Source organism: Acinetobacter sp. LF10, assembly GCF_048585715.1.
GTDB lineage: Bacteria > Pseudomonadota > Gammaproteobacteria > Pseudomonadales > Moraxellaceae > Acinetobacter.
On record NZ_CP184160.1, the window covers coordinates 871,292 to 892,261 of the forward strand.

A 20,970-nucleotide genomic window follows, 5' to 3' on the forward strand; every position below is an offset into this window, starting at 1 on the left:
TGTTATTTGTGACCTTTTTAATTTTATAGACCTACTACATCTTTTAAAAAAGACGTCATTATATTAGATAAGAATTTAACTATTGGATGAATGAGAATATTCAAAAAAAGCGCCTGAGAAAAATCAGGCGCTTTTGACTTAGAGCAACATCTATTTCATTCTAACGTAAGAATTGAGTCTTCCTCATTTAGAATACAGGTAAGGACATAGCTATTAAGCCAGTAGTTTTTACGTCCATCTTTGATTGGTCTTTTCACGCGACCGGTTTTAATTCGATCATATAACTCTTTTTCAGATATATTCATTCTTAATGCAAATTCCGCAGTTGATACACGTCGCTCTGTATTAGTAAGGTCTATAGATATACCCATTAAATCTCTCCTACAATATAATTTTAAGAGGAAATCTCTTGAACTGAAGGCTATCAAATTAATTAAAAAAAAGATGAGATATGTTTAAAAAATCAAAAAAAAGACTTATTTCTTTTATTATATCAGTAAATAATCTTTTGTTCGTTGTAGATAATAACAACGTCGACTGCTTAGCTCATTTAAAATAAATGAGCTAAACGTATAATGCTTTATCTTTTAATTTTATTTCTTATTTTTAAAGGGATTATTGTGGTCTAATAAAATGACATTTTTCTTATTATTGAAATCTCTTCCTTTTTCTGAGAGTTTAAATTGTTCAATTTCGGACTTTGAAAACAATTCTTTTCTAAAATAATCTTTAGTTTGATAAAGCTCTATCATTTTAAGTGTATTCTCAAGATAATTCATTTCATTATTTTGTGATTTAAAAAATGATATAAGCACACTTCCCAGAAAAAATTTCTCATGATTCTCTTGCTTTCGATCTTTTATCTTCTTTTTTTCTTGTCTGTAAGGACTTTGAAATGAATTTTTGATTTCATTATGTGCTTTTTGTTTTATTAAATCAGGAACTCTTCGATTGTAGTTTCTTAGCATTTTTAATGCGATTTTTCTTCTTTCATCAGTCTGAAAAAACGGATATTCATAGCCACTATATTCAACGATATCATTTTCAATATCAGAGCGATCAGTCTTTTTGATTGAGCAGATAGTGTCCATTACTTCTTCTAATCTATTTAATTCTAAAACTTTATGATATTTATTCCTCAAATTTTTAATGTCTTCTTCTGTAAATTGATTTGCAGTTTTTGATCGAATCAATTGTAGTATTAACTCATCTGAATGAGTACGTTTTGCTATTTGCCTCAAGTATGTTTCAACACTTAAAATAATTTCATCTACTGTTAATCTAGTTCTACCCATTTTTAAACCATCTGCATTTAAGAAAATGTTGGTATATCACAGAGTCTAAAAAAAAATTGTCATAAGTTGAGGTTTTCAAAAAAAACTACTCTTCTGTTAGTTTTAACTGTTAATTTATGGCTGTTAATGGTGGGGCAGATAAAAAATCTTTTTTGCGAATGCAAAAAAGATTTTTTATATCTCGTTTCCGTGTCTTTTAAATTTCGCTTCGCTCTCTTTAAAAGACACTTCTCCTCGTGCTGCGCAGCACTTTTAGTTTTAAGTAATTGATTATTAATTAATTTATGTGTTACTCATGTTTGTAGATTTACTGTTTCTACATAATTATTCATCTGTTACCACATACTTCAAATAATTAAGCTATTGTTTTTGTTGAAAAAATTAAAAAAAGTTGGTGTGGTGTTACTCATGCGTTTTAATTGAAAATTTTTTTCATTTTTCTTCACGAAACGAATCATGAATTTTTAAAATTTTGTAGGATCCGATATTCCAATTAAATTAATATCGGAAGTAAAAATGTATTATTTTCATTTAAGTCACAACGTTAAAGGTGAGAGTCAAATAAAATTGAGTGATGGTGATTCAAAGTATCGACTCTCAAAAAGTGCATATCACTATATTACGCGTACTTTATATTTTTCAAAGCATAAAAGTGAGATTGAAGAGCTTGAATATTGTGCATCCTATAATATGCCGATTTGGTCTGAAAATAATCCTGAAAAGTTTTGGTATGCAGCAGATCAATATACAAGTGAGACTAGACGAAGCTCATCACATATTACAATCGCTTTGCCTAAAGAACTGGATAAAAATCGCCGTATAGAGTTGTCTGAAAGATTAATGTATGAATTTTGTGGTCAATATAAAATGCCATCAACAATCGCAATTCATAATCATGTCGCCGCACTGGATGGAAGTTCTGAGCAACCACATTTACATTTATTATTTTCAGAAAAAAGTATGTTGGATAATATTGAACGTTCCCCAGAACAGTTCTTTAAGCAATATCGTCAAAAAAATCCTGAAAAAGGGGGTGCGTTAAAAATTACTGCGGATGTGCTTGGATTTGGTCGTAATATATTATTTCACTACCGAACACAAACTGAAAAAATAATAAATGAATTTTTAGAAAAATATGCACCCACAAAAATTATAGAAATTCATGGTGTGGAAATCGAAGTGAGCAGTGCAGTATCGTGCTTATCTAATGAAGATTATAATAAAAAACATGGAACCAATTTAAAAACAGTCCCACAAATTCCAAGGTCATTACTCTATAGCACTGATCCTGAAGATCAAGACAAGGTAGCAGAATATAGAAAGAACATTCGGGAAATTCGTCAAAATAATCTGTATGAACTTTATAAAAATGAGTATGAGCTAGCGTTGGCTAAAAAACGTGAACAGCAAAATCAGAATAGACCTCAACTTGATCAATCTAAAAACTTTGATTTTGACTTCTAATATATCCTCATTAATAAACCGAATATGATGACTGCTCACAAGCAAACTCAATGGAATGTATTATTCCTTCTTCAGTCTTTAATTAAATCAGTTGATCTGTCTATATACTTTCTATGGACGGATCAACTGAATTGGTATTAGCGCAATTTGACCTATTTCTTAAAATAGTTTTCCATCTGTAATTGTTCCAGCGTATGCCATTGATAACGCTCATGTCCTACAAAATTTTGTTTGATATATACAATATGTTGAAGAATTCGCTTCTGATACGTTAAGAGTTGTTGAATACGCTGATCGTCATAATCAATATCTACTCGTTGTTGCCTTAGTGCTTGATAAAAGCAGCGGTAGTCCATATCCATATTTTTTAATATTTCCTTGGATGCCGCAGGGTGGAGTGGTTGGCTTAATCCAACTATTGAATAAGATTCACGCGTGACAAAGTCAGGGCGTATACGGGATTCCTTTGCCACTTTTAATGTTGGTGCAAATGTATTTGATTTAACTTTGATATTTTGAAATGCCTGTTGAATTGAATTGATTAGTGCACTCGGTTGAACAGTATGTGCTGTTGCTGGCTTTTCTAATCTTGGTGCAGCGACTGGAGCAGAAATGGGTGATTTCACTTTAGCCTGATGATCTTGTTGACTGTCGACTTTGATGAATTGTTTGAGTTTCTTATAGTTAATCGTATAGAAATTGGTTTGCAGCCATTTATTTTGTGCTAACTTTTCAATCACAAGAATCCCAGCTCGCTTTAACTTTGCAACAATTCGTTTGATTGTTGAGATGCTGTACACGCCAAGCGTGCTTTGCCACTGTTCATAACTATGGAACCAATATTTTTTTCCATTAAAGGTTTTTCCTTCGTTATTTTCTAAAAAGTAATGCAACTTCTGTAAAAAATTGGCGGCAGCCACGCCAAACGCTTTTGCAAGCGTTGGCGAAGCAATGAGAGGATAGTCTCCAGATACGAGAAGATGATTATTCTTATTGGTCTTGGACATGATTCGCCCCACGTAGCACACGTTGTGCACGTTCAATCATCTTGTGACGTTGATGTGTACGAAATGCCCAGAGCGACGATAAATTGTTATTTTGATTGAGCTTTGCGACTTTAAGAATTTGCTCATCAGTCATTTCATGCATGCATTGACGAATGATTTCATGGGCTTGTTCAAGTTCGTTGAGCAGGGAGTTTGCAGTATCAACAGCAATATAAAGATTGGCGAGTGTTTGACGCTGAGGATTTGAAATAGTTTTGCCCAGTTCAACAATCAATTGAGAGGCTTGTTTTTTAGGTGTGCACGTATTTGCACCATGAAGAATTGCGTTCATAGCAGTGGTCCTAGATAAGTTTTAATACTTACCCCCATTACTTCTCACGGTAATGGTGGCAGCTCAACAGGGGTGAGAATACTGAATCTAGGATCAGCCAACCTTACGGTTGCCCTGCAAGCTGCCATAACGACTGCTAAAACAGTAGACAAAAAAATAGCCGCTAGTGCGACATTAATTTGCACCTAGATTGTATCAGGTTCTCACGCCTGAACACAGATTTTGCTGTGTAGAGTTAGCTTAACTGGATATCGCTTGAGCTGTCAATGCTGTGATTGGATCTTTTTACATATCTTAACATTAAATAATTGATTGATTCTTCTGAAGATATTTTAAATTTCTGACGGCTAGAAAATTGGGTGTGAACCATGTTTATAGTGGCGTATTGAGCACAAACTTTAATGTTTGATGTGTTTTTAAAAGAAGTGATGAAAATGATGATCAGAATTTCTAATCCATCAAATCGAGGCTGATTCGCTAAAAGAATGAGTTAAATAAATCATCGATTGTTCAGGGCTTCAACAACCATTAAGACTTTCTCTAAGCCTTCTCTGGTTTGAATTTGCTGAATCGGGATACCATCGGTTGCGGTATTGAATGCATTCATAAAATAATCAATCCATTCAGAATCACCGCCCGTGAGTGTTGATAAGCTTTGATAAAGGCGAATCAGTAATAATCCATATTCACCTTGTGGGGATGCGGGTTCTAATACAGCCGAGAATTCGATTTGCTTCATCGACGCGAGATCGAGACCTATCATAGCAGTCAGTTGAGTATTGCTAAGCCCAAGTAAATTCGCGGTTTTCAAGACGGCTTCTGCTAAAACCATTGTTGTACTGGCTGAGTTCATTTAATCGACCCGCTGAGCTTTGCTGATTATTTATTCTATCCCATTTAATAGGCTATTTCTGAAGGTGCGTGAGCTTCAGTTTGATCGCTTTAAATCAGCCTGAGTAAATCGCAATCTTCTCATTAACAGCTCATTAGGCATTCATTCATCTCAATGCGTTGAATGTAAAAGCTGAACTGAGCCTGATTTAATTCTTTATTTTATTGTTTTATTTTAATAGAGAACAACAGTCCATTTTAGCCTCATCCATCAAAGCAAAATGAGCCGATCGATCGGAGTAATTTGACCTTATGGGAAAAATCAAAGACTTAATGCGATTACATTTGGCGAATCTAATTGTATAGATTTTAGCGCTTTGTAAAATTGACTAAAGCGCTGGATAAAATTAATATGAGCTCGCTGGCCTACATTGCCAGTCGGTTTTAGCAGACCGTCCAACACAAGAGCATTAAAGGACTTGTCTTTTAGTGTTTATCCCCTCGTGCCCCTCTGCGGTGGAACGGGAGGGGGACGTCTTCGGACGTGCTGGATTCTTGTGTTCCAGTCTGCTAACCCGCTCTCGTTCTGCCACCATTATTTAGCAGTAATTGGTAGAACTTCTTAACACAAGGAGCTTCTCATGCTGTACCAATCTTTTTTGATTTGTGTTTCACCCCATGTTCAACCTTGTTGTGCTTTGCAACGAGGGCGATACGGCTAATTTTTATTATTCGTCTGTATTCAAATAACATTTTTACAAGAACAATCCAACGGTGGATGGCTAAGTCACGCCTATAAAATAAACCTTTTTATATCTGCTGGTGATTGTGCATTGCATTGAACATGCGGGAAACAACCATGACTGAATTAAGCAAACCCAAAATCATACCCATTGAACACCGTCCACAAAAATCCAAGCTCTTTATAAAATGTGTGGTCTTACCCATCGTGATCTTTCTCATCGTTGCCAAAATCTTCTCCTTTGGTGCTTTCGGTTACATCTTCTTTGGCTTTGACCTGTTCTGGTTTGTGATCCTTTACTACCTTTATGAATATGGAAATACCTACTTTGACGGGATGACTGAACAACTGAAGCGTCAAGGAGAAACTTTTAACTACCAAAACCGTGGTGTTTGGATTAATAGCCAAGATAAAACCATTATCCTGTTTGATCAGCCAGATCAACGCCTCGTGAAATATCCCTTTGATTACATCACTTCCGTTGGACACTACAACTTAGTCGAAGATAACTTTAGAACCACGACCACTGTGATCAGCAATCCAATGATGGGAACACATGTCAATCAACAGGTCCATCGCACACCGATGAAACGAGAGTTTCAAGTCAATATCGGCACACGAGATCCGTTCAAACCGAATTACAGCTTAAAAGTCCTATTTCCTTGGCGTAGTCCACAAATGGCCAGTGAAATCCGTCAACTCCTTTCGGCTGATCATTATCAATAACAACAATATAAAAATTTAAGGCAGTTATCATGATGATTTCAAAAACCTTTATGCCATCTGTGCTGATGCTGGCAATCATTACAGTCATGGTCGGATGTGGTGGTGGTTCAGGTGGAGATTCCAGTTCTTCCAATGGCGGCGGAACGGGTAATCCAGATAATGGCAATACCAATCCTAAGCCAGTGCCCTGTGCTGAAAGCCAATATCTGGAAGAGGGTACATGTAAAAACAAGGTAGTGCAGAACATTCAGGCATTCCCATTGAGTAACCTGATCCAAGGTCAAAGCTATCCATTATCGCTGAAGACGGATCAAGGTCTGGCAGTAACTTTTAGCAGTAATACACCCTACATCTGTAGTGTAAGTGGCAGTGAACTCAAAGCGCTTAAAGTTGGTCAGTGTAGTCTGGCACTGACACAGGAAGGGACGGGAAAAGTTCTACCACTCAATAGCAGCATGACCGTCAATGTGACTTGTGTGGCGGACCAATATCTAGAAAATAATGTTTGTATAACTAAGACCAAGCAAACCATTACTCCACTTAAAATGAAATACATCCTGACGGATAGTATTTATTCATTGGATGCTGAATCCAGTGCCAAACTTCCTGTCAAAATCAATAGCCTTTCTTCAGCAACCTGTACTTATTCTAATGGTGAACTAAAGGGGATTAGTGCGGGTGCATGTACCCTTAAACTCACCCAGGAGGGTGATGTCAAAACACTGGCAGCAGAAAGTCAGACAATCAGTTTTGATGTGTTTAAAGCCTCATCCATGATTGAAGCATCAGATATCAACAACTGTTATGCAGGTAAGCTCAGTGCAAAGTTTAGAAATGAATTTTTAAATGAACTCAATACCGTTCGCGCTTTGCATGGGCTGCCAAGTATTACATACGACTATGCCCGTGAAGATGAAATGATGCAGACGGCACTGATTCTTGCTGCCAACAATATCTTGACGCATTATCCCGAAGCTAACACAAACTGCTATTCCGATATTGGTGCGGTAGGTGCAAAAACCAGTAGTCTGGAAATGGGGGTAAGACAGAATAAATATGACTATTCACCTGCCGAAAGCATTACCAATATGGTGCATGATAAATTAAATCTGTTTGCAGGAGATGTGGGGCATCGCCTCTGGATGCTCAATCCATTCTTACAAAAATCGGCGTATGGTTCAGTCAATGCACCCTCGTTTAGGGATACCCGATTCCCTTATGTGGTGGGTACGTCCTATAAAGTGGTTTATCCCTTTAATCATGCAACCACTGCACCACTTGGGGTGATTGCCTATCCTTACCACAACTATCCAGCCAAATATTATATGGCGGGTTCAATTCTCTCGATTTCAATATTAACTGATCAAAAGAATTTTTTTGCCAATCGCAATGTGGACTACGCCAAAGCGATTGTTGTTGTCACTGAACGCAGTAGTGGAGTTAAACAGAAGATCAGCAATATCCGCTATGAAAATATCGGAGTTCCCAACCATATCCAGTTTAACTTTGACGATTTGAAATTGAACGTGATCTACGATGTCAAACTCAGCAATGTCTTGGTGAATGGTCAGCCTAAAGAATATTCCTACTGGTTTAACGTGAATGATCGTTAAGCGAAAATAAGGACAACAACAAAATGAGATGTATGATTAAAGAATTTCTTGTCACGAGTATCTCGCTGTTCATGATACACACCGCGACGGCTCAACCTATTTCTGCCTCATCTTTAACACTGGAGCAAGGCTTATCCTGTTTGGATTGGGCTGAAAAAGAAGAATCTTTTAGTAACCAATTGGCGTTGGGTGACTGGGCAGATATACCAACATCAGCGATTTCCAAACTTCAGAAACAATTTCAACAGCAATATAGCAAGCAAAAGGCTGGCATTATTGATGATCCAGATGATGAAAATTTCTGTCAGGACTGCCCTGAAACAACCGTCTATCTTCCTAGAAACAAAAGTAATCCGATTCAACGGATTGAGACCTCAATGCATGTCAGTGTTGCAGGAGCAAGTACATCGATCTATCGTAGAGATGACATCGGCACAACTAAACAAAAAATTGAGAGCGGATTAAATATTAAATTCAGTCACTATACAGGACAGCAATTCAAAAGCTTTAAACAGCAGTGGGATAAAGCTTCTATGCATGATGATCCAAATAAAAGTAAAACCCAAAAAGTCTTTCAGCAATATCCACATTTAAAGGTCTTTAATGGCGAAGTCTTCCAAAATCAAAAGATCTATACACCCAAACAGATTTATATCTATACCCAGTCCTATAAACGTGACACTTCTTATCTAAATGACATGATTGCTTTTATCAGTCTTTATGACAACCCAGTCAATTCTTCACAGCACATTTTACAGTGTGGCTTTATTGATAATGTGTTTTAACTTCCAAATAAATAAAGAGTCAAATCAAATGAAAAAATTAATATTCGCAGGATTATGTTTAAGTCTTTCAACACTAGCTTGTGCAGGCGCGAAAGAAAGCCTAGTAGGAAAGCGTCTGGTCTTAGATTTGCCAGATACTGAATGCGCAGGATTGTCTTTTGCCAAAAATGGTAAGGATGCAGCAATGTATGCCGAAATGGGGCAATGCCAAGATCCTTTACCACTTCGAGTAAAATGGCTAGATGACAAGACTTTTATTTTAATTGAGAAAGTACGAACGAATAATATTTCTCCACCACGTAGCTATTTATATAAAGTTCAAAGCGTTAATCAGCATTATGTAAAATTGACCCAGATATGGACGGGGTGGGGAGATTCAAAAGACGATACGCTAGGCTATTATTTTAAATAGCTTGATCTAGGGTAGGCTAAATATACAAAGCTAAAACGAAATTACCAGAAGTTTTTAAAACATGAATTACTACGCAGAGGATCCCTTCTAGATAACTTAATCTAGGAGGAAACATGAAAAAGCTAAAATTTCAGTATCTACAACCTGCAAACACTCATCCTAATGACGGTATACGGAAACGATATCCTCATCTGCGAAGTGTGTATCATAAAAAGTTCAGCACACGTCAAGAGCGTAGTTTTTATTTTCTTCATTTGATTGAATATAAGAACTATCCTTTAAAACTTCGTGTTGCACGAGGTACGGGCTTGCCTGATGAAAGGGATGATTTACCTGCTTATGTCTATAAAGTTGCAAAAAGTTGGAAGCATAATTCTAGAAGACGGAAGCAAAATTATAGAAAGAAAATACAAATTAATCCTAAATCTATTTGACCTCACTGATCCTGAACTATCAAAGTTTAAGTAAAATTATGGTTACTATTCTATAATAGGCATTAATTACTTTTCATTAAGTCTTTAAAAATTAATGGCTTTGTTTCTTGCATATTCTTTTCCAACTGGACATCTAGTTGACGAAAGGAGTTAATAATACTTGTTTTACCAGCCCCATTTTCTCCAACAATTACATTTAACCCTTTTCTAAAGTTGATTTCAAAATGCTCTGAAAAACAACGATATCCCTCAATTGATAATTTTTTAATATGCACAGCTATACCTATTTAATTATTTAAAACTTACGCCACCGCTTCATTAAAAGCTTCAACAACCCCAAATATGTTGTCAGCATCTGCGTCACCAAACACACCGTCAATTCCCTCATAGTGGATTTGGTTAAATGGTGGTTCATAAAGTTGTGCCGCATCCAGCACACCGTTTAGAGTCAAATGATCAATCATCATTTCAATAAAGCGGATTTGCTTTTCGTTATAGCTTGAGCCTTGTAAATACTTAGAAAAGGCTTCTTGTACGGCTTTCCGATCCAAACCGACCAATGAGCGGATGAACATTGGCAATGATTGATCTGTCCCAAAACATTCTTCAAATTTATCTCGGCTTTCTACTTCTTGCGCTTCAAAAACAAAGCGTTCTAACTCACTTAGATCGGTCGGTGTCAGTGCTAAACCACGCTTTAACTTCGCAATGGTAATGTGGTTTTCATTGGCTTTAATAAAGCTTTCAACTCGCTTACGGTACTGTGCAAGGTTTACCCCGCTTGAAACGACTGGGATATCAACTGCTTGCATCTGTCCAATTTCATCATCGAGCATAGAATACACAATGGTCGAGGTCGATTTTTCAATCAGCTTCACCAAGCCGCGAATACGTTTTCGCATCGCCTCTAACATTGGCAAGGTGATGCCTTTCCAATATTCAACGGTTTGAATGTCTTGAATTAGCGCAATCTGTTCTGCAACAACAGGAATATTTTCTTTGCTCTCCAATTTAGAAGCAATTTCAATCACTTTATTGGCATAGCTTTGAGTTGCTGTATTGTTCTTTTCCAATACTGCCAACTCAAGGTTGTAGCAAAGCATATCAAACAATTTAGCTTCTAAAGTTTCAGGCTCAAGCTGATTCGGGAGTTTCGAAATGTGTTCTCGTAATGTACCGATGGCAAGATCATCTAAGTTGTTCCAAGCATCATCATTTTTGAAATGTTCAACATGCTCAAGTTCAGATTTCACAATGAAGTTGTCATTATTCATCGACTTTACTTCGGTCTGTAAACTCTGACGTAGATCTTGCTGTACAGCTTTTAGCTCTTCGGTGGCATCGTCCTTCGCATTGAGCAGACTCAGGATATTTAAACGTGCTTTAAACAAACGTTGTCCGAGTGGCTCTATGGTCGATACAGGCGCACCATCAGGGTTTTCATTGAAGTATTCAAAGTTAGAGCAATAATCGAAAATAAAGAATTCTTTTTTATCCTCTTCAGGGCTAAACAATTCTTTGCAGAGTCGTGTACCACGCCCAATCATCTGCATAAACTTCACTTTAGAACGTACAGCTTTAAAGAATACTAAGTTGACCACTTCAGGTACATCAATGCCTGTATCGAGCATATCCACTGAAATCGCAATCTGTGGCTCAGGTAAATCTTTCTTGCTAAAGTCATCAATTAAGCTTTGTGGATACTTAGTGGCATGAGTAATGACACGGGCAAACTTACCATCATATTGCGGATAGTTTTCATTGAAGCGATCAGCAATAAACTGGGCATGTTTTTGATTGACGGCAAAGATAATAGTTTTACCCAAACGATCACCGCCTTCGGTTTTAATACCATTTTCCATTAAGTGCTTAAGCATTAAATCAATCGTGCCTGTATTAAACAGCTCTTTATTGATTTTGGATGCTGAGACTTCTTCAGGTGCATCTTCATCGCCCCAATTTAGACTGTCCCAGTGTTGTTTTTCCTCTTCTGAGAGTTCGTCATATTTCACGCCTTCACGCATAAATTTAAGCGGAACAGAATAAGCTTTCGGTGGCACAAGATAGCCATCGGCAATGGCTTGATCGAGGTCGTAGTAATCAGTCGGTACACCGCTTTCTAAGCCAAACAGTGCGTATGTATCACGATCTACTTCATCTCGTGGCGTTGCGGTTAAACCAACAAGCAAACTATCGAAGTATTTAAAAATCTCGCCAAATTTTTGGTAAACGCTGCGGTGTGCTTCATCAATAATAATTAGGTCAAACATGCCTGTACCGAATTGGCGTGTGCCATCGGCATTTTTTTCGTCAATTAAGCCGATCATGGTTTGATAGGTCGAGAAATAGACTCGACCCACTTGGTTTTTATCCTCAAGCAAATTGACGAATAAGGCATCTTTTAAATTGGCTTTAAAGGCATTGTGCGCTTGATTGACCAATGAAGTGCGGTCTGCAAGGAATAAGGCTTTTTGCACTACATTGGCTTTCATCAGCACATCGACCAGTGCAATGGCAGTACGGGTTTTACCTGTGCCTGTTGCCATAATCAGTAAGCCAGCCCGTTCTTTACGTTGATAGGCTGCAAGCATGGCTTTGATGGCACGAGTTTGGTAGTAACGCTCGACAATTTCCGCATTGATCGGGAAGCTGCTTAAATCAGGGTTGTTCTTACGTCTTTCGATCAAGCGTTTGAGTTCTGCCTGCGTATAAAAGCCATGAACTAAGCGTGGTGGGCCACCTTGCACATCATTCCAGATTCGGGTTTTGTAACCATTGGTATAGAATATGACAGGACGTTGTCCTGTTTGTTGTTCTAGGCAGTCTGCATAGAGCTTGGCTTGTTGTTGTCCAATATCAGGGTCAGTCGATGTGCGTTTAGCTTCAACCACAGCCAAAGGTAAACCATTGGCATCATACAACACATAATCCACTGCACCTTTACCCGATGGGCTTGGCATACCTGTTACAGCAACTTCTTCTCGAACTGTTGTACCGATTTCCCAACCTGCTTCTTCAAGCATGAGGTCAATTTTAAGTTTTCGGGTTTCGTCTTCTTTATAGTCGGTATGGTCTTCGATTTTGCTGTTGGCAATTTTGGCTTGTTCAACGTCTGCACGTTTTTGTGCAAGTTCAGCATCTATATTTGCAAGTAATTTTTCACGTTCTTCTAAACTTGCGGACAGTTCAAATAATTTTTGTTCACGTTCCCGTAAAGCTTTATGTTGTTCAGCAAACTGTTTTTCTTTAGCTTCTGTTTCTTTTTGCAGTTCTTCTTTGTTGGCGGTGATTTGCTGAATATTGTCAGCATTCGGTATTAGTTTTGGGTTAAATAAAATCGATTGTGAACGGTCTTTTGAAGGTGAACCATAGTTACGTTCAAACCAGACATACATCAGGAATAAATGGCTGATGTGTTTTACAGTTTCTTCGGTGGTGAGTTGTTTGAACTTTTTCCCATGTACGGCACTGTTGCCGACCATGCGGATATTGTCCATTTTGTCCCAAATATAGGGGGGAATCAGGTCTTTAAATTTGAGGTCGTTGAGTAAGTTATGTAGCGAAGCATCATAAGGTTGGGTCAATTTTTTGTCGTATTGATACAGCCACAGTACAAGACTTTCAAGCGAGCTTCGAGCAGCAGCAAGTGCAAATTGAGGGGAAATATACACGAGCTTTTCGGCTTCTTTGGCGGTGGCTGCCAAGCTTTTAAATTCAGGTTCTAAAAACTGAAAATTGCTCATCATCTCTCCACTATTTTTTAATTTTAACAATTAGTTAATTTATATCTAATAATCAATAAAATTATACACACTCCATATAAAAATCTGTATTTGTTTTCCTTTAAAATATGAAAAAACAAATAGTATTGTTCCACAGAACTAACTATAATGTTTCACAATAATTTTTTAGTATTTGTATTATCAAAGGAGATTGCTATGACTAAAAAAACAATTAGCCCAATGCAAACCCTATATACAAAGCTTCAACATTTAGGCTTCCAGCAAAAAAATATTAAGCAGTTACTTCCTGTGTGGTGGCATGACGATATTGCCCAAACACCTGCTGGTTTACAGGAAGCATCGTTAATACTCTCAAAATATTTGAGTATTCAGTATAGTAGTCTAATTGGTGAAGCAAATCCGTGTTTTAATTTCCCTCAGCATAAATTTAAACATGCTAAGAATGTGCAAGAATCTGATTTAAGCAAAGCCGTTGCACTTTCCTCTCTTGCTGGGAGATTAACACTTGAAGCTTATGACTCACCTTTAGCTCACTTAGAGAATTTATCTGCTCAAGGCATACGGGAAACTTTAATAAGTCGGAATTGTCCGTGGGTCGACTTTAATATTTTGTTAGATTACTGCTGGGAAATTGGTATTCCTGTTATTTTTGTAGAAAATTTACCCTCTCCAAAAATGCAAGGATTAGCTTTGCAGCTTTATGATCGTCCTGTCATTATCCTGACCAGTAAGCATAAACATGGTTATCTAGTTTTTCACTTAGCACATGAGCTTGGCCATATTATTTTGGGTCATGTCAGTAACGATCATTGGATCATTGATGAAAAAATCAATGAAAATGATAATGAAGATATTGAGCAAGCAGCCAATCAATTTGCACTTGAATTATTGACTGGCAAAGACAATGCTGCTTATAAAGCAGCCAGAAGCTTATACCCCAACCAATTGGCAAATTCAGCACTAACTGTAGGACGTGAACATAAGGTTGATCCTCTGCATATTGTATTGAATTATGGACATACCAATCAGTGTATGGCGATAGCGAATAGTGCATGTAAAGCATTAGTAAGGCATCTCAATGTTAAGGAGTCTGATCAAGACGTTGCAAAATCAACTTTTATGCAACACGTTGATGTAGATCGCCTTGACGATGAAAAGGCTTTGCGTCATTTGATTGGGATGTAAATGTGATAGTATTTGCTGATAATGATATTTTAATCAAATTAGCCGGTTGTGATTTACTTATACCATTCTGTGAAGCAATACAAACTCAGGAAATTGATGTTTTTGTTACTCCCAGCGCAAAATTTTCAATCCCCCAACAAAGTAGAAAGAAATTAAATAATCCTCAAGCCATTCAACAATTACAGGAATTTCTTGGGCGTACTGCCATCATCCAAGATGTTGTGCCACAAACTGAGCTCTTGGATAAATTACTGAATACTCAAAACATTGATGGTGGTGAAGCACAATTAATTTTATCAGCTTACAACAGCCCATCTTCCAAACTTGCCACAGGTGATAAGCGTTGTTTGTCATCCCTATTAAATGCACCATCATTAAACGAAATTGCAAATGGCTTGAATGGGCGAGTCTATACTTTAGAAACTGCGATGCTTATTTTAATTTCCCGATTGAGCTTTGATGTGATTAATCAGAAGGTCATAGAACGTTGTGTGGTTGATGGCACATTAAACTTGGCTTTTGGTGAGCAAAGAGCTGCTGAACATGCAATTGCATGCTTATCTTCTTATTGTTCTGAATTAAAGCCATTATTAGCAGAATCTCATTTATTAAATAGTGCCTAAAACAATATGATTTAGGCACTATTTAAGATTCATAAAGTGCCGTTAAATGCTTGGTTTTGTAATGATTTGAATAGCTGTTCAAAATAGGAATTACTATTTTCAAATAATAAATTACTTTTCATTAATTTATTTTTAAAATTAACGAATTTATCTTGCTCATCTAATGATGGAATATACATTTCAATATTAACCATTCTTTTGAGCCCTAAATCACGATTTGCTATTCCATGAGTGTACCTTTGAGATTGTTCATAACAATATTGTGTATTGAGCATGGAAACTAACCATTCAGATCTTACTTTATCGTGGTTTGTCTTTAATAAAGCCACATGAACCCAGACAGCAAAATCTAAATCTGTATCGACAACTGCTGCTAAACCAGTTGTCCCACCTTTGGTATAAAGAAGATCACCTCTAGTAGGTTTACATTTTTTCCAATGTATCTGAGCATCTTCTTCTGTGATGAATTTTAAGTCGTCCCAAACTATTTTTCCTGCTCTTACATGTCGAGTAGATAAAAAAGGAATTCCTGTTTCAGAGTAATTTGGACTAACGTGTGGACCATCTTTTGCAGAATGAATAACATCACCCAATTTACCTAAATTCCACCCTTTAGGATTACTGGCAGGATCGCCAAACATATCAATAAAGGTGGCTTGTAAAAGCTGATCTAACTTTTCAATCGCTTGCTGACGTTTTTGGCGTAGCTCGTCCGCTTGATCTAAAATTGACGCAATGCGGCGTTGTTCGGAAAGTGGTGGGAGTGGGATCAGTATTTCTGAAGCACCACCTTTTGTTAATTTTCCTCTAGTTGTACCTGTAATCCACGGAGTTAAATCATAATTTTCTAAAACTCTACAGAGATAATCTAAATCCACACCTTCTTTAGGTTTAATTACATGAGCATGGTTATTTACCCAAGTTTTACCTGAAATTTTATAAGCCACGCCTCTGTCAGGATTATCAAAATGCCCCCCATCTTCTGCTAAAAGAATTAAATTCTCATCAAATAAGAAGTCGTTAATCCATCCTTGTAAACCATTAGCTCCGTAGTATGGATATGGTCCAATTATACGATCACATTCTTTTACAGGTTTTCGTCTAGAATCCAAAAAATCTGCTACATCACCTAATTTTTTAATCGGGTAAATATTTCCTAACGAATTTCTACTGATCACTTAAGCATCTCCTTAAGCGTAGCCATTCCTTTTAAAATATCCTGCTCAAGCGCTTCTAAATCCGCCAAAATTTTACTTGGTGCTTCATATTCCACTTGCTCATACACCACTTCTTTATAGCGGTTAATCGACAAATCATAACCATTGGCAGCAATATCAGCTTTATCCACCAAGAAACTTTGCTCAGTCGCTTTACGGTCTTTTTCACCCTCTAAGTTTTTAAAACGGGCAATAATGTCAGGAATGTTGTTATTTTCATGCTTAGATGCATCTAGCTCGTTACGCTTATCATCAAGCGAATAACCATCTGCCTGCATGTCATAAAACCAAACTTTGTCCGTACCGCCAGACATGGTTTTGGTGAAAATCATAATCGCTGTAGAAACACCTGCATAAGGTTTAAACACACCAGAAGGCATGGAAATAATTGCTTCTAGCTTTTGCTCTTCCACAATCTTCTGACGCAATGCCTTATGCGCTGTAGATGAACCAAAGAGCACACCATCAGGCACAATGACCGCAGCACGACCACCAGTTTTCAGCAAACGTAAAAATAAAGCTAAAAATAACAATTCAGTCTTTTTAGTTTTTACGACAGCCTGAATATTCTTAGCACAACTTTCATTGTCCAAACTGCCTGCAAAAGGAGGATTGGCAAGAATCAGACTGTACTTACTTTCAATATGTGAATGCGTTTCGCTTAAAGAATCACGGTTTTCAATTCGTGGGTTTTCTACACCATGCAGCATCATATTCATTGAACCAATACGAAGCATGGTGCTGTCAAAATCATAGCCAAAGAAGGTTTCTTCACTAAAGCGTTTTGCTGCTTCAGGATTGGCAAAAATCTCAGTGCTGTGATGATCGTTTAGATATTCACTTGCAGCAACAAGGAAACCTGCTGTACCACACGCAGGATCACAGATCGTATCGGTTGGCTTTGGCTGCATCAGCTCCACAATCATCTTGATGATATGGCGAGGTGTACGGAACTGACCATTTTGACCTGCTGAGGCAATCTTACCGAGCATATACTCGTAAATATCACCCTTTGTATCTTTGTCATCCATTGGCACATCAGCAACCAAATCCACCACTTTGGTTAAAAGAGCAGGTGTAGGAATGGTAAAACGTGCATCCTTCATGTGATGGCTATATGTCGTTTCGTCTTCAGCACCCAAATTTTTAATGAATGGAAAGACTTCATTCGCAACGGTGTTATATAGCGTTGCAGCATCGCCTAAAGTGATGAATTTCGACCAACGAAGATGATCTTGCTCTGCGGTGAAAATGGGATGGTCTACAGCTTTCTTTAAACGATTGGCTTTCTTTTCTTTTGTAATTTGAATTTCATCAAGACGGCGAATAAACAGCAAATACGTCATTTGTTCCATAACTTCGAGTGGATTGGAAATACCACCACTCCAAAATGCATTCCAAATCTGGTCAATTTTGCTTTTAATCTCGCCTGTTATCACGCTGATGACTCTCAAATTTCTTTGAGAGTATTGTGGTGGATTTGTTGGGGAAAAGCTATGATAAATTAGAAAGATGAGACAACTTGTGTCGCAAAAAAATGCCAATATTTTTGAGATATTGGCATCAAATCATTTTATTTTGCATCAATCCAAGCGTGATAAACTTCGTAGCCAATACTTCTAAGTTTAATGTAAATATCTTCAAAGTAAGTCTCTGTATCTTTGCAGTACTCTTGTTGTTCCTGATCCAATAAATCAAAGTCAATGAAGTATGTATCTGGTTCTTGATCTAAGATTTCCATTAGCAGATTAGCAAAGTCTAGTTTTTCATCATCAAAAAATACGTACAATTTTTCAGGATTATCCTGAATGTCATTTATTTTCTTTTCAAAATCACTGATAACTTTTTTACACTCATGAGCCCAACTTAATACATTTTTTGCTAGGTTCAATTTACCTAAAACGTCTTCATATTTTTTTGCTTCTGCTAAAAAAATGCGATTTTCTTTAATATAGGATTTGAAATAGATCGGCAATTGCTCTAATTCAGTTGTAATAAAAAATAATCGATTATTTCTTCGTGAGCCTCTTGCGAAAGACGCGTCTAAATTTCGTTTTTTTCTAGTTTCTTCCATTCTGTTTTGAATCGCTGGTGAAGAAAAATCACTTTGCTCAAGCAAGCCCTCGAAGTCAAAAACTTGGGCTTTGTATTTAATCGTACCAAACACATCAAGCTCACCATACTCATGATCAAACTTTAATTGCTTAAAAATAATGGTGTTCCCATCATCGTCACCAGATGATCCGTGATACTTTTTTCCAATGACATTTTCAGCGATGAAGATACCTTCCTTTTTTACTGCAATACCGTCAAAAAGCCAAATATCAGAATTCCCAGCCCCATAAGCCCATTTCATTGAGAAGGGGATTTCATCCTCTCTAAGTATGAGCTCAATTACTTCAAGGCGATGACTTGTATCTTCTAATTCATAAAAATCAAGATCGCCCTTAAATTTATTATTCATGTTTTTAAATCTCATTAGACTTGTGTTTCAAAACTATAAATATAGCTATAAGTGATACATGTAGGTGTGTCAGTTGTTTATGAAACAAAGCCCCAACTATCTACATGATCAGCCCACCATTGCATCATAATTTTACGATCATTTAACCATTGAGCATGATTGTATGTCGCCCGTGTTTTATTGTCCGATACGTGGGCAAGCTGTATTTCAACCCAATCCTTATTAAAACCATTCTCATTTGCAATTGTAGAAGCTGTTGCTCTTAGGGCATGCATGCTGAATTCTAATTTCATATTATGAAGGGCAGTATTTAATGTAGTTTTACCCATCATTTCACCATCTTCACCTGCAAAAATATATTCGCTATTGGGGTAAAGAGCAAATTGCTCTCTAATGATTTGTATGGCTTGATTTGATAAAGGAACAACATGCATTCTGTTCTTTTTCATATTACGCTTTCCAGCCAAAATATCAGCCTGTGATACTGCTGGAATAGTCCACGTCTTCTCTTCAAAATTAATATATTCCTTTTTGCCTCGACGTATTTCAATGCTTCTAAGCCATGTATATGTTGCCACTTTGATAGCATTCCTTGTACTAGTAGAGCCACCGTATGTATTGAGCTTAGACATAAGTTCTCTTTTTTCAGATTCGGTCAAGGGTCTGGCATGAGTTACTTCTGGCTGCTTTATGTAGCCTCTAAGGACGTAGGTAGGGTCAATAGAAATACGTTTTGTGATAATGGCATATTCCATGACTTCACCTATTATTTGCCTAACAAAAATTCCCTTAACTTCCCCTGTACCTCTTCCTGATTTTTTGATTCTTGCCATAGTACTATCAAGAACATTTTTAATATCAATCGAGTCGATCTCATGAATAGGTTTATTACCGATAAGAGGATAAACATCTTTCTCAAAATAACTGCTGCGGCGTTGTTCCCATTCCTTTGATTGTTGAGATTTTCGAGAATTCATAAATTCGTTGGCGACTAAAAGGAATGTACCATTATTTGCTTTGATTGCTTCAAGGCGTTCTTTTTTCTGGTGGCTTATTGGGTCTACTCCTTTAGCGAGTTGTTCTCGATATTCCATTGTTTTCAAGCGAGCGTATGCTAAAGTAATTTCGGGATATTGACCGATTGTGAGCATTTTTGCTTTAGTAAGAAATCGGTAGCGATAACGCCAGAATTTGCTACCAGATGGGCGGATTTCTATACAGAGTCCTGAATGATCAGCCACGCGGTATAATTCTTCACGTGGTTTTAAGCTTTTGATTTTAAGATCGTTTAGCATATGTTGTGAGTAACGGTATTTTTGAAAGTGCTTACTCACAATCTTACTCACAAAAATTGGTAATTGCATGTATCACATTGTTATGGACCGTTAGAATAAAAATATTTTTAAATCAATTGGATAGGTTGTAATGTAATTTGTATTTAGTGAAGGTTAGATTATTAATTGGCATGATGTAATTACATCTTCTTCCTAGATTAAAAAAATCCCTGCTAATGCAGGGATTTTTTTATTTAGAATTTATAATGACTTATCGAAATAAAATAATCATCCATGTAAAAAATATAATCGCAAGAGAAACAAATTGCGCAGCACTGCCCATGTCTTTTGCATTTTTAGAAAGTTGGTGTTTTTCTAAAGAAATACGATCAACTACAGCTTCAATTGCTGAATTAAATAGTTCAACAATAATTGCAAGCAAACAAACAGCCACCATGAGTGCTTGTTCTAGGGCTGATACATGAACAAAAAAACTGATTGGGATCAAAATCAAATTAAGTAAAAGGACTTGTCTAAATGCAGCTTCATGACTAAACGCTGCTTTAAACCCTGCAAGGGAATAGCCTGTTGCATTAAAAATACGTTTGATACCACTTTTGCCTTTGTAGGGAGAGTAAGGCGTCATAATAAAACTGCTTATGAAGAAAACACTACTATTATAAAATTAAAAATAAGACAGAGGATTGGCAATAAGTCGCATGATTGCATTAAAAATGTAGTGTTTATGGCCATTTTAACCGCAACATTCAGATTTGATTTGTCAATTTCCTTTGCGCTAAGGATAATAAGCACATACAAATCGA

20 protein-coding genes are annotated in these 20,970 nt (G+C 36.9%); 8 read left to right on the plus strand and 12 right to left on the minus strand.

From position 1 onward, the window contains the following. Positions 1-155: 155 nt before the first annotated feature. Both ACN19N_RS04220 and ACN19N_RS04225 read right to left on the minus strand, forming a co-directional pair. Positions 156-371: a hypothetical protein gene (locus tag ACN19N_RS04220; protein ID WP_075315968.1), complete on the minus strand. Its 216-nt coding sequence runs from the start codon at positions 369-371 to the stop codon at positions 156-158. Positions 372-593: 222 nt separating this feature from the next. Further along, the gene (locus tag ACN19N_RS04225; RefSeq protein WP_075315967.1) at positions 594-1,295 is read right to left on the minus strand and encodes a hypothetical protein; all 702 of its coding nucleotides are present in this window, start codon (positions 1,293-1,295) and stop codon (positions 594-596) included. Between the two features lie 516 nt (positions 1,296-1,811). Between ACN19N_RS04225 and ACN19N_RS04230 the strand changes: the two genes are divergently transcribed. Further along, positions 1,812-2,759 carry a MobA/MobL family protein gene (locus ACN19N_RS04230; protein WP_420002020.1) on the plus strand — a complete coding sequence of 316 codons (948 nt, stop codon included), beginning with the start codon at positions 1,812-1,814 and terminating at the stop codon, positions 2,757-2,759. Between the two features lie 152 nt (positions 2,760-2,911). Here the strand turns inward: ACN19N_RS04230 and ACN19N_RS04235 are convergent, their stop codons facing one another. The 3 genes from ACN19N_RS04235 to ACN19N_RS04245 all read right to left on the minus strand — a co-directional run bounded on the left by ACN19N_RS04235 (position 2,912) and on the right by ACN19N_RS04245 (position 4,950). Continuing rightward, a complete protein-coding gene (locus tag ACN19N_RS04235) occupies positions 2,912-3,766 on the minus strand; it encodes a hypothetical protein (RefSeq protein WP_420002021.1) in 855 nt (284 codons plus the stop codon). Continuing rightward, the gene (locus ACN19N_RS04240) at positions 3,750-4,097 is read right to left on the minus strand and encodes a hypothetical protein (protein ID WP_151760645.1); all 348 of its coding nucleotides are present in this window, start codon (positions 4,095-4,097) and stop codon (positions 3,750-3,752) included. Before ACN19N_RS04240 ends, ACN19N_RS04235 begins: the two co-directional genes overlap by 17 nt. Positions 4,098-4,596: 499 nt before the next feature. After that, positions 4,597-4,950: a DUF2384 domain-containing protein gene (locus tag ACN19N_RS04245; protein WP_420002022.1), complete on the minus strand. Its 354-nt coding sequence runs from the start codon at positions 4,948-4,950 to the stop codon at positions 4,597-4,599. Positions 4,951-5,787: 837 nt separating this feature from the next. Between ACN19N_RS04245 and ACN19N_RS04250 the strand changes: the two genes are divergently transcribed. The 5 genes from ACN19N_RS04250 (at position 5,788) to ACN19N_RS04270 (ending at position 9,640) form a co-directional block, all read left to right on the plus strand. Next, complete coding sequence (locus ACN19N_RS04250) at positions 5,788-6,396, plus strand: hypothetical protein (protein ID WP_002159601.1); 609 nt, start codon at positions 5,788-5,790, stop codon at positions 6,394-6,396. A 29-nt stretch (positions 6,397-6,425) separates the two neighbouring features. After that, on the plus strand, positions 6,426-8,009 hold the full coding sequence (locus ACN19N_RS04255; protein WP_420002023.1) for a CAP domain-containing protein: 1,584 nt from the start codon (positions 6,426-6,428) through the stop codon (positions 8,007-8,009). A 23-nt stretch (positions 8,010-8,032) separates the two neighbouring features. Further along, positions 8,033-8,794, plus strand: a complete 762-nt coding sequence (locus ACN19N_RS04260; RefSeq protein WP_267570513.1) for a hypothetical protein — start codon at positions 8,033-8,035, stop codon at positions 8,792-8,794. Between the two features lie 28 nt (positions 8,795-8,822). After that, entirely contained in the window at positions 8,823-9,206 is a 384-nt protein-coding gene (locus ACN19N_RS04265) for a hypothetical protein (protein WP_004885553.1), read from the plus strand. Between the two features lie 113 nt (positions 9,207-9,319). Beyond that, entirely contained in the window at positions 9,320-9,640 is a 321-nt protein-coding gene (locus ACN19N_RS04270; RefSeq protein ID WP_267570515.1) for a hypothetical protein, read from the plus strand. A gap of 62 nt (positions 9,641-9,702) precedes the next feature. Here the strand turns inward: ACN19N_RS04270 and ACN19N_RS04275 are convergent, their stop codons facing one another. After that, positions 9,703-9,915: an AAA family ATPase gene (locus tag ACN19N_RS04275; RefSeq protein WP_267570516.1), complete on the minus strand. Its 213-nt coding sequence runs from the start codon at positions 9,913-9,915 to the stop codon at positions 9,703-9,705. Positions 9,916-9,942: 27 nt separating this feature from the next. Beyond that, positions 9,943-13,383 (minus strand): DEAD/DEAH box helicase family protein, encoded by a 3,441-nt coding sequence (locus ACN19N_RS04280; RefSeq protein WP_420002024.1) that lies wholly within the window; start codon positions 13,381-13,383, stop codon positions 9,943-9,945. 195 nt (positions 13,384-13,578) lie between these two features. Here ACN19N_RS04280 and ACN19N_RS04285 point away from each other — a divergent pair, with 195 nt between their 5' ends. Both ACN19N_RS04285 and ACN19N_RS04290 read left to right on the plus strand, forming a co-directional pair. Continuing rightward, positions 13,579-14,568 carry an ImmA/IrrE family metallo-endopeptidase gene (locus tag ACN19N_RS04285; protein WP_267570518.1) on the plus strand — a complete coding sequence of 330 codons (990 nt, stop codon included), beginning with the start codon at positions 13,579-13,581 and terminating at the stop codon, positions 14,566-14,568. Between the two features lie 2 nt (positions 14,569-14,570). Next, entirely contained in the window at positions 14,571-15,191 is a 621-nt protein-coding gene (locus ACN19N_RS04290; protein WP_267570519.1) for a hypothetical protein, read from the plus strand. 29 nt (positions 15,192-15,220) lie between these two features. Here the strand turns inward: ACN19N_RS04290 and ACN19N_RS04295 are convergent, their stop codons facing one another. The 5 genes from ACN19N_RS04295 to ACN19N_RS04315 all read right to left on the minus strand — a co-directional run bounded on the left by ACN19N_RS04295 (position 15,221) and on the right by ACN19N_RS04315 (position 20,792). After that, positions 15,221-16,369 (minus strand): restriction endonuclease subunit S, encoded by a 1,149-nt coding sequence (locus tag ACN19N_RS04295; RefSeq protein ID WP_420002025.1) that lies wholly within the window; start codon positions 16,367-16,369, stop codon positions 15,221-15,223. Beyond that, a complete protein-coding gene (locus tag ACN19N_RS04300; protein WP_420002026.1) occupies positions 16,366-17,847 on the minus strand; it encodes a type I restriction-modification system subunit M in 1,482 nt (493 codons plus the stop codon). Before ACN19N_RS04300 ends, ACN19N_RS04295 begins: the two co-directional genes overlap by 4 nt. Positions 17,848-17,981: 134 nt before the next feature. Then, a complete protein-coding gene (locus ACN19N_RS04305) occupies positions 17,982-18,872 on the minus strand; it encodes a hypothetical protein (protein ID WP_160126628.1) in 891 nt (296 codons plus the stop codon). Between the two features lie 77 nt (positions 18,873-18,949). After that, complete coding sequence (locus ACN19N_RS04310; RefSeq protein ID WP_160126733.1) at positions 18,950-20,167, minus strand: tyrosine-type recombinase/integrase; 1,218 nt, start codon at positions 20,165-20,167, stop codon at positions 18,950-18,952. Between the two features lie 250 nt (positions 20,168-20,417). Further along, positions 20,418-20,792, minus strand: a complete 375-nt coding sequence (locus tag ACN19N_RS04315) for a diacylglycerol kinase (RefSeq protein ID WP_269229833.1) — start codon at positions 20,790-20,792, stop codon at positions 20,418-20,420. Positions 20,793-20,970 lie beyond the last annotated feature (178 nt).

Excerpts from the sequence above, each read along its gene's own strand:
- ACN19N_RS04220 (WP_075315968.1), bottom strand. The coding sequence starts at position 371 with ATGGGTATATCTATAGACCTTACTAATACAGAGCGACGTGTATCAACT.
- ACN19N_RS04225 (WP_075315967.1), bottom strand. The coding sequence starts at position 1,295 with ATGGGTAGAACTAGATTAACAGTAGATGAAATTATTTTAAGTGTTGAA.
- ACN19N_RS04230 (WP_420002020.1), top strand. The coding sequence starts at position 1,812 with ATGTATTATTTTCATTTAAGTCACAACGTTAAAGGTGAGAGTCAAATA.
- ACN19N_RS04235 (WP_420002021.1), bottom strand. The coding sequence starts at position 3,766 with ATGTCCAAGACCAATAAGAATAATCATCTTCTCGTATCTGGAGACTAT.
- ACN19N_RS04240 (WP_151760645.1), bottom strand. The coding sequence starts at position 4,097 with ATGAACGCAATTCTTCATGGTGCAAATACGTGCACACCTAAAAAACAA.
- ACN19N_RS04245 (WP_420002022.1), bottom strand. The coding sequence starts at position 4,950 with ATGAACTCAGCCAGTACAACAATGGTTTTAGCAGAAGCCGTCTTGAAA.
- ACN19N_RS04250 (WP_002159601.1), top strand. The coding sequence starts at position 5,788 with ATGACTGAATTAAGCAAACCCAAAATCATACCCATTGAACACCGTCCA.
- ACN19N_RS04255 (WP_420002023.1), top strand. The coding sequence starts at position 6,426 with ATGATGATTTCAAAAACCTTTATGCCATCTGTGCTGATGCTGGCAATC.
- ACN19N_RS04260 (WP_267570513.1), top strand. The coding sequence starts at position 8,033 with ATGAGATGTATGATTAAAGAATTTCTTGTCACGAGTATCTCGCTGTTC.
- ACN19N_RS04265 (WP_004885553.1), top strand. The coding sequence starts at position 8,823 with ATGAAAAAATTAATATTCGCAGGATTATGTTTAAGTCTTTCAACACTA.
- ACN19N_RS04270 (WP_267570515.1), top strand. The coding sequence starts at position 9,320 with ATGAAAAAGCTAAAATTTCAGTATCTACAACCTGCAAACACTCATCCT.
- ACN19N_RS04280 (WP_420002024.1), bottom strand. The coding sequence starts at position 13,383 with ATGAGCAATTTTCAGTTTTTAGAACCTGAATTTAAAAGCTTGGCAGCC.
- ACN19N_RS04285 (WP_267570518.1), top strand. The coding sequence starts at position 13,579 with ATGACTAAAAAAACAATTAGCCCAATGCAAACCCTATATACAAAGCTT.
- ACN19N_RS04305 (WP_160126628.1), bottom strand. The coding sequence starts at position 18,872 with ATGAATAATAAATTTAAGGGCGATCTTGATTTTTATGAATTAGAAGAT.
- ACN19N_RS04310 (WP_160126733.1), bottom strand. The coding sequence starts at position 20,167 with ATGCTAAACGATCTTAAAATCAAAAGCTTAAAACCACGTGAAGAATTA.
- ACN19N_RS04315 (WP_269229833.1), bottom strand. The coding sequence starts at position 20,792 with ATGACGCCTTACTCTCCCTACAAAGGCAAAAGTGGTATCAAACGTATT.